The 6,462-nt window shown below is 65.6% G+C and carries 7 protein-coding genes; 3 read left to right on the top strand and 4 right to left on the bottom strand.

What is annotated here, in order from left to right; all coding sequences use genetic code 11:
* Window positions 1–7: 7 nt before the first annotated feature.
* Window positions 8–493 (top strand): GNAT family N-acetyltransferase, encoded by a 486-nt coding sequence (locus PMI40_RS18195; RefSeq protein WP_008118369.1) that lies wholly within the window; start codon window positions 8–10, stop codon window positions 491–493.
* An 8-nt stretch (window positions 494–501) separates the two neighbouring features.
* On the opposite strand, the gene PMI40_RS18200 is transcribed toward PMI40_RS18195, so the two are convergent.
* Together PMI40_RS18200 and zigA are read right to left on the bottom strand one after the other, a co-directional pair.
* Window positions 502–1,470 carry a succinylglutamate desuccinylase/aspartoacylase family protein gene (locus PMI40_RS18200; protein WP_008118371.1) on the bottom strand — a complete coding sequence of 323 codons (969 nt, stop codon included), beginning with the start codon at window positions 1,468–1,470 and terminating at the stop codon, window positions 502–504.
* 75 nt (window positions 1,471–1,545) lie between these two features.
* A complete protein-coding gene (zigA, locus tag PMI40_RS18205) occupies window positions 1,546–2,769 on the bottom strand; it encodes a zinc metallochaperone GTPase ZigA (protein WP_008118373.1) in 1,224 nt (407 codons plus the stop codon).
* Between the two features lie 196 nt (window positions 2,770–2,965).
* On the opposite strand from zigA, the gene PMI40_RS18210 reads away from it, so the two are divergent.
* Window positions 2,966–3,190: a hypothetical protein gene (locus PMI40_RS18210; protein WP_008118375.1), complete on the top strand. Its 225-nt coding sequence runs from the start codon at window positions 2,966–2,968 to the stop codon at window positions 3,188–3,190.
* Between the two features lie 171 nt (window positions 3,191–3,361).
* Window positions 3,362–4,765 carry a PepSY domain-containing protein gene (locus PMI40_RS18215; protein ID WP_008118377.1) on the top strand — a complete coding sequence of 468 codons (1,404 nt, stop codon included), beginning with the start codon at window positions 3,362–3,364 and terminating at the stop codon, window positions 4,763–4,765.
* Here the strand turns inward: PMI40_RS18215 and PMI40_RS18220 are convergent.
* The gene (locus tag PMI40_RS18220; protein ID WP_008118379.1) at window positions 4,704–5,579 is read right to left on the bottom strand and encodes a metallophosphoesterase; all 876 of its coding nucleotides are present in this window, start codon (window positions 5,577–5,579) and stop codon (window positions 4,704–4,706) included. The genes PMI40_RS18215 and PMI40_RS18220 overlap by 62 nt on opposite strands.
* A partial coding sequence (locus PMI40_RS18225) for a diacylglycerol kinase family protein (RefSeq protein ID WP_008118381.1) occupies window positions 5,579–6,462 on the bottom strand: 884 nt, incomplete at its 5' end. The genes PMI40_RS18225 and PMI40_RS18220, both read right to left, overlap by 1 nt.

Below are 6,462 nucleotides of genomic sequence, written 5' to 3' on the forward strand. Positions count from 1 at the left end.
CGATCCCATGCTCGATATTCGCCCATTTTCACCCGACCACGCCGCTGGCGTGGTTGACGTCATCCTGCCGATCCAGCAACAGGAGTTCGCGATCCCGATCACGCTGCAAGGCCAGCCCGACCTGCAGGACATCGGCAATTTCTACCAGAAGGGAAAAGGCAACTTCTGGGTCGCGCTCGATGGCGACCGTGTGGTCGGTACCGTGTCGCTGCTCGACATCGGCAATGACCAGGTGGCGCTGCGCAAGATGTTCGTCGCCGCCAGCCACAGGGGTAGCGAATTGGGCACCGCACGCCGTCTGCTCGACGGTGCCATCTCCTGGGCGCGCGAGCAGGGCGTCAAGCAGATCTATCTCGGTACCACGGCCAGGTTCCTGGCGGCGCACCGTTTCTATGAAAAGAACGGTTTTGCATTGATCGAGAAAAGTGCGCTGCCGGCGGCTTTTCCGGTGATGGTGGTCGATACGCGGTTCTACGCGTTGGCATTAGATTAAGGCAGCATTCATAGACGGCGCCCGCTCTCCACCCCAAAATAAAACCACTCGTTACCTACCAGCGCCTTGGGGTTGGGGAAGACGATGAAGCCGTCCTGTGGTGCCGTCACCGGCACGCCGCCATGACGGTGGCCGATCACCTGGCCTTGTGACACCCGGTCGAAACTGGCCCATTCCCGTACTAACAGGTCGTCGGCATGCTCCATGTCGATCACATCGACCAGCTTGATCACTTCGATGTCCGGCCGAGGCGGCGTCAGCGCCGTATCCACCATGCCCAGCAAGGCCAGCGTGTGGCGTATCGCCCGGTAGGCGACCTCCGGTGCTTGCGGGTCCTGGTGCTGGCCGCATTCGAGCGTGATGCCGTACAGGCCCTGGGTGCGGGCAAATTCGGTGGTGCCTACGCCGTAGCAATTGTCCAGCAGGTCGGGTGCGCTGACCCGGCCTTCGCGCTGGCGTCGCGCCACGCCCCGGGCGTAGGTTTCCATCCAGCCTTCGACGATGCGTGTGGTGCCCAGGTGCAGCGCCATGCGCTGCTCGGCCTCGGCATGGGCGAAGGCCTCGATCGGGCCGTCATTGTCCGGCGGCCCCAGCATGGCGAACGGAACGCCCGCGGTGTGGAACGAGTGCAGGTCCAGCAGCACCTCGTGCTCGCTGATCCATGGGCACAGGATGTTGGCGATGCGGTCTTCGTAGTTGGCCGGCGCGGCATGAATGCGCAGGTTGCGATTGAGATTGCGCTCGCCCTGGCGTTTTCCCAGTTGATAGGCCAGGGGATTGGTGACGGGCACCAGCGTAAGCAGGCCGCGTTGCAATTGAAGCTCGCCGCGTTGCAGCTCGCCCAGCAGCCGCTCGATGGCGCGCGTGCCGCAGGTTTCGTCGCCATGCACCGCACCCAGCACCAACAGGCGCGGCCCGGGCTCGGGGGCGGCAAACTGGTGGCGTTGCAGGGGCGGGGCAGGGTGGCGCATTGTCATGGGGAAACCTGTTGTAAAAAGCGAAGCCGCCACGATAAACCGGTTGGCGCTCGCGCGCCAGCCTTGACATGTTTTCTACCACAGCGGAAACGGGTCGGGCAGGCGCGCCCAGGCGCCTGGGCCCTGCGCCATCTCGGCATCGCTCAGCAAGCAGGCCTGCAGCCTGGCACGCAGCGCCGGCTGGTCCATCCGGACCCCGATCAGCACCAGCTCCTGGCGCGCATCGCCTACCTCCCGGTCCCACTGCTGTTCGATGAAAGCCAGCGCTTGCCGGTCTTGTGGCCATTGCTCACGCGGCACGGCGGCCCACCATTTGCCTGCCAGGCCGTGGCGGCAGACGGCACCGGCCTGCGACCACGAGCCGGCGTGCGCCGGCCGGCTGGCCAGCCAGAAAAAGCCCTTGGAACGTACCACGCCCGGCCATTCGGTGTTGATCAGGTCGAAAAAGCGCTGCGGGTGGAAAGGCCGGCGCGCCTGGAAGGCGAAGCTGGCAATGCCGTATTGTTCCGACTCCGGCACATGCTCGCCCCGCAGTTCCTGCAGCCAGCCCGGTGCCTGCTGGGCCTGCTCGAAGTCGAACAGGCCGGTATCGAGCACCTGTTCCAGCGCTACTCGCCCGAACTCGGAGGCCACCATCCGGGCACGCGGGTTCAGGCGCTGCAGGATGGCGCCCAGGCGCTCGGCGTCTGCCGCCGGGACCAGGTCGAGCTTGTTGAGCACCAGCACATCGCAGAACTCGACCTGCTCGATCAGCAGGTCGACCACGGTGCGCTGGTCGTCCTCACCCAGGGCCGCACCGCGTTGTTCCAGGCTGTCCTGCGAGCCATAGTCGCGCAGGAAATTGAAGGCGTCGACCACCGTGACCATGGTGTCGAGCCGCGCCACCGCGGACAGGCTGGCGCCGTCCTCATCGGCAAAGGTGAAGGTCTCTGCCACCGGCAGCGGCTCGGAGATGCCGGTGGATTCGATCACCAGTTGGTCGAACCTGCCCTCGGTGGCCAGCTTGCGCACCTCCAGCAGCAGGTCTTCGCGTAGCGTGCAGCAGATGCAGCCATTGCTCATCTCCACCAGCTTCTCGTCGGTGCGCGAGAGCTCGGCGCCACCGCTGCGCACCAGTGCAGCGTCGATGTTGATCTCGGACATGTCGTTGACGATCACCGCCACGCGGCGACCTTCGCGGTTGTTCAGGATGTGGTTGAGCAGGGTGGTCTTGCCGGCGCCGAGAAACCCCGAAAGGACGGTGACGGGCAGGCGCAAATCGGCGGCGTGGGGGAGGCAGGCAATGAGCTGGCTTGACATGGCGGTTCGATAAGTGGGCGGTTGATCGGAAGCAGGACGCAAAACGGAGGTCACACACGTACATTTAAATGCAACATGGTTGCATAATATAGCAATGTGCAACAGAGTTGCATATAGTTTCCGTAAAACCACCCGGTCAGGGCCGAACTGCGTGGTTCGTGCTAGCATTGCGCCTCGCAATAAGGAGGCTTTTTTCATGTCCCAGATCTTCCCGTACAAGGGAAACGCAGTCATTCCACAGGTCCGAAGCCTGGATAACGGAAAGTTCATGGCTTGCTTCGTGATCCACGCCGGCCGCGATGCCGACGGCGAGCTGCGCTACCAGCGCAAGTCGCCCACCAACGAATTCGATTCGGAGGACGATGCGATCGCCTATATTCTCGATTTCGCAGGCGACTGGATCGATCAGAACCCGCTGTAACCTGCCCGCAGGCAGGGCGATTGGACCGAGGGCCGCTACCAGCGGCCCTTTTGCTTGTTGGACCGGCCTGCCGCAGTGCGACAAATTGCCACATTCGCAGCATCCGCGACGGCGCCTAGAATGAGCGCTCCAATCAAACGACCCGCCCGCACTGCAAGGCGGGCATCCGCCATGACCACCGATAGCTACCAACCCGCTGCCCCCGTCGCTGCAACGGCGGCGCGACGCCAGGGGGCAAGTGCCCTGGCTGCCTTGCTGCTGCGCCTGCATTTCTATATCGGCCTGTTCGTCGGCCCGTTCATCCTGGTCGCCGCGGTCACCGGGACCTTGTTCGTGCTGACCCCGCAGATCGAAACCCGGCTGTATGCGGCACAATTGTTCAACGATTCGCATGGCACGCCGCAGCCGCTGGCGGACCAGGTGCGGGCGGCGCGCGCGTATATCGGCGCCGCGCCCAACCTGTTCGCGGTGCGCCCGGGCAGGACCGACGCCTGGAATACACGGGTCATGTTCACCCAGCCGGGCATGGGCGACTCCGAAAGCCGGGCCATCTTCATCGATCCGGTCTCGCTGGCGGTCAAGGGCGACCTGGTGGTCTACGGCACCAGCGGTACCCTGCCGTTCCGGACCACGCTGGATTACCTGCACCGCAACCTGATGCTCGGCGAATTCGGCCGTAACTACAGCGAACTGGCCGCATCGTGGTTGTGGCTGGGTGCGCTGGGTGGCTTGTGGCTGTGGTTCAGCGCGCGCAGGCGCAGCCGCGCCGCGCCCATACGTGCGGCTCGGGCGCCGAGCGCACGCCGCCTGCATTCGTTGCTGGGTCTGTGGATCGTGCTGGGGCTGGTGTTCTTCTCGGCGACCGGATTGACCTGGTCGCGCTGGGCCGGCGGCCATGTCAACCTGCTGCGCGCGCAACTGGGCTGGGTCACGCCATCGGCGTCGACCCAGTTGCATGGGCCGGCTCCCACCCCCGACGAGCATGCCGAACACCACCAGCACGCCGGCATGGGCATGAACATGCCCATGCCGGCGGCAGGCGATCCGGCGCGCTTCGACATGGTGCAGGGCATTGCGCGAGCAGGTGGCATCGACGCCGCCGAAATCGAGATACGCCCGCCGCGTAGGCCCGACCAGGCGTGGTCGGTGCGCGAGGTCGATCGGGCGTGGCCAACCCAGGTCGATACGGTGGCTATCGATGCCGACCGCATGCGCATCACCAGTCGCGCCGACTTTGCCGACTTTCCGCTCATCGCCAAGTTGATCCGCTGGGGCGTGGACGCGCACATGGGCATCCTGTTCGGCCTGGCCAACCAGATCCTGATGGCCGCCTTCGGCGTGGCGCTGACCACCATGATCGTGCTGGGCTATGTGATGTGGTGGCGCCGCCGGCCGGTTGCCGGCGGCAGCCTGGCACCGCTGTCGGAAGCCTTTTCGCGGCTGCCGCCGCCACTGCGCGCAGGCGTGCTGGTGCTGGCTGCGGCGCTGGGCTGGAGCCTGCCGCTGATGGGCATCAGCCTGGCGCTGTTCCTGTTGGTGGATGTGTTGCGCTGGCGGTTGGCGCAACGTCGGTGACGGGTCGGGTCTCGAACCACTCGTTGCCGCGCTGCTCGAAGGCCTGGGTGGCGGCCAATGCAAAGGCCGACTGTGCCGGCTCCCACGCCAGGCGGTGCACCTCGATCTGGTGCGCCGCGATGCGCAGCACATTGAATGAATTGCTTTCGCCGCGTCCGCGGGTCGAGGTCGCCGTGCCGGCCTGTACCACCAGCGCCGAGTAGCCGGGAATATCGTAGCGCCCGGCACTGCTGACGGCCGAACTGGTGTGGACGTGACCGGCCAGCAGTACGTCGGTGCCACAGATGGCGAAGGCGCGCATGGCCGGCGCCGCCTTGCCCACCAGGTCGTGGTGTTGGGGCCCGGCCGGCAGGTCGAAGGGGTGATGGGTGACGATGATCTTGACCATGTGCTCACCCACGGCCGCCAACTGTCGGCGCGCCATCTCGATCTGGCGATCGTTGACGCGGCCATCCTTGATGGTCAGCGAGCGCGCCGTGTTGATGCCGACCACCACCATCTCGTCGTCCATGTACACCGGTTGCAGGTCTTCGCCGATGTAGCGGCGATACTTGCGCAACGGCTGCAGCAGGCGCGCGGCCACGTTCAAGAGCGGCACGTCATGGTTGCCGGGCACCACCAGTTGCGGGTGCGGCAACGCATCGAGGAACTGCCGCGCAGCCTTGAATTCGCTGCTGCGGGCGCGCTGGGTCAGGTCGCCCGAGACCACGACCAGGTCGGGCTCGAGCGCATGCACCTGGGCGATCAGCGGCGCGATGATGCTGTCGTCGGTGCGTCCGAAGTGCAGGTCCGAAAGATGGATCACGGTACGCATCAGTCGCCTCCCAGCAATTTGCCCAGCATCGACGGCTGCGCCTGTGGCGCGGCGGCCTCCTGCTCGACCGGCGGCACGATCACCGCCAGCGAGGCCGGCCGGATGCGGTACTGCAAGGGCGTCGGCAGCACCGTGACTTCGCCGTCGGTGGCCACCCGCAGGCGCTTGCCGCGGGTTTCGATCAGGATCTCGGTGGCGCTGAGCACATCGAAGTCGTGTGCCTCGCGCAGGCGGCCGAACAGGGCATTGATGGCCAGTCGCAGCAATCCCAGGCGCCCGGTGCGATGGCACACGTAGAGGCTGAGCCGGCCGTCGGTCAAGGTCGAGCGCTTGCCGATGTCGAGCCCGCTCATCAGGTATTCGTTATTGCCGATGAACACGAACGGGGTGCGGCGCCAGTGGTCCTGGTCGTCGATGCGCAGGCGCACCCGCAGGAACGGATAACGTCGCAACGCCCCCATGGCCGCCCAACTGAACGCCAGCCACTTGCCGCGCCCCAGGCGCGCCTGCTGTTTTTCGCGTTCGCGCACGATGTCGGGATAAATCCCCAGGCTTGAATTGTTGATGAAGGGTACCCCGTTGACCTCGCCGCTATCGACCCGCAGGCGCACGCCGGTGGCGATATTGGCGATGGCGGCTTCGAGCACCAGCGGGATATTGAGGTCCTTGGCGAAATGATTGAGCGTGCCCAGCGGCAATACGCCCAGCGTGCTGGTGCAGCCGGGCGTGGTGATGAGGATCGAGGCGACCGCGTTGACACTGCCATCGCCGCCGCCCACGGCCACCACATCGACCTCGTCGCGCACGGCATGGCGCGCATGGTGCAGCATTTCCTGGCCACTGGCGGCCAGGTGCACCACGGCGCGCAAGCCGTGGCTGGGGG

Origin of the sequence: Herbaspirillum sp. YR522 (assembly GCF_000282575.1) — a bacterium.
Classification (GTDB): domain Bacteria; phylum Pseudomonadota; class Gammaproteobacteria; order Burkholderiales; family Burkholderiaceae_D; genus Herbaspirillum.

Bases quoted from the DNA above. Each gene is read 5' to 3' on its own strand.
- PMI40_RS18200 (WP_008118371.1), bottom strand. From the start codon at position 1,470: ATGACAATGCGCCACCCTGCCCCGCCCCTGCAACGCCACCAGTTTGCC.
- PMI40_RS18195 (WP_008118369.1), top strand. From the start codon at position 8: ATGCTCGATATTCGCCCATTTTCACCCGACCACGCCGCTGGCGTGGTT.
- PMI40_RS18210 (WP_008118375.1), top strand. From the start codon at position 2,966: ATGTCCCAGATCTTCCCGTACAAGGGAAACGCAGTCATTCCACAGGTC.
- PMI40_RS18220 (WP_008118379.1), bottom strand. From the start codon at position 5,579: ATGCGTACCGTGATCCATCTTTCGGACCTGCACTTCGGACGCACCGAC.
- zigA (WP_008118373.1), bottom strand. From the start codon at position 2,769: ATGTCAAGCCAGCTCATTGCCTGCCTCCCCCACGCCGCCGATTTGCGC.
- PMI40_RS18215 (WP_008118377.1), top strand. From the start codon at position 3,362: ATGACCACCGATAGCTACCAACCCGCTGCCCCCGTCGCTGCAACGGCG.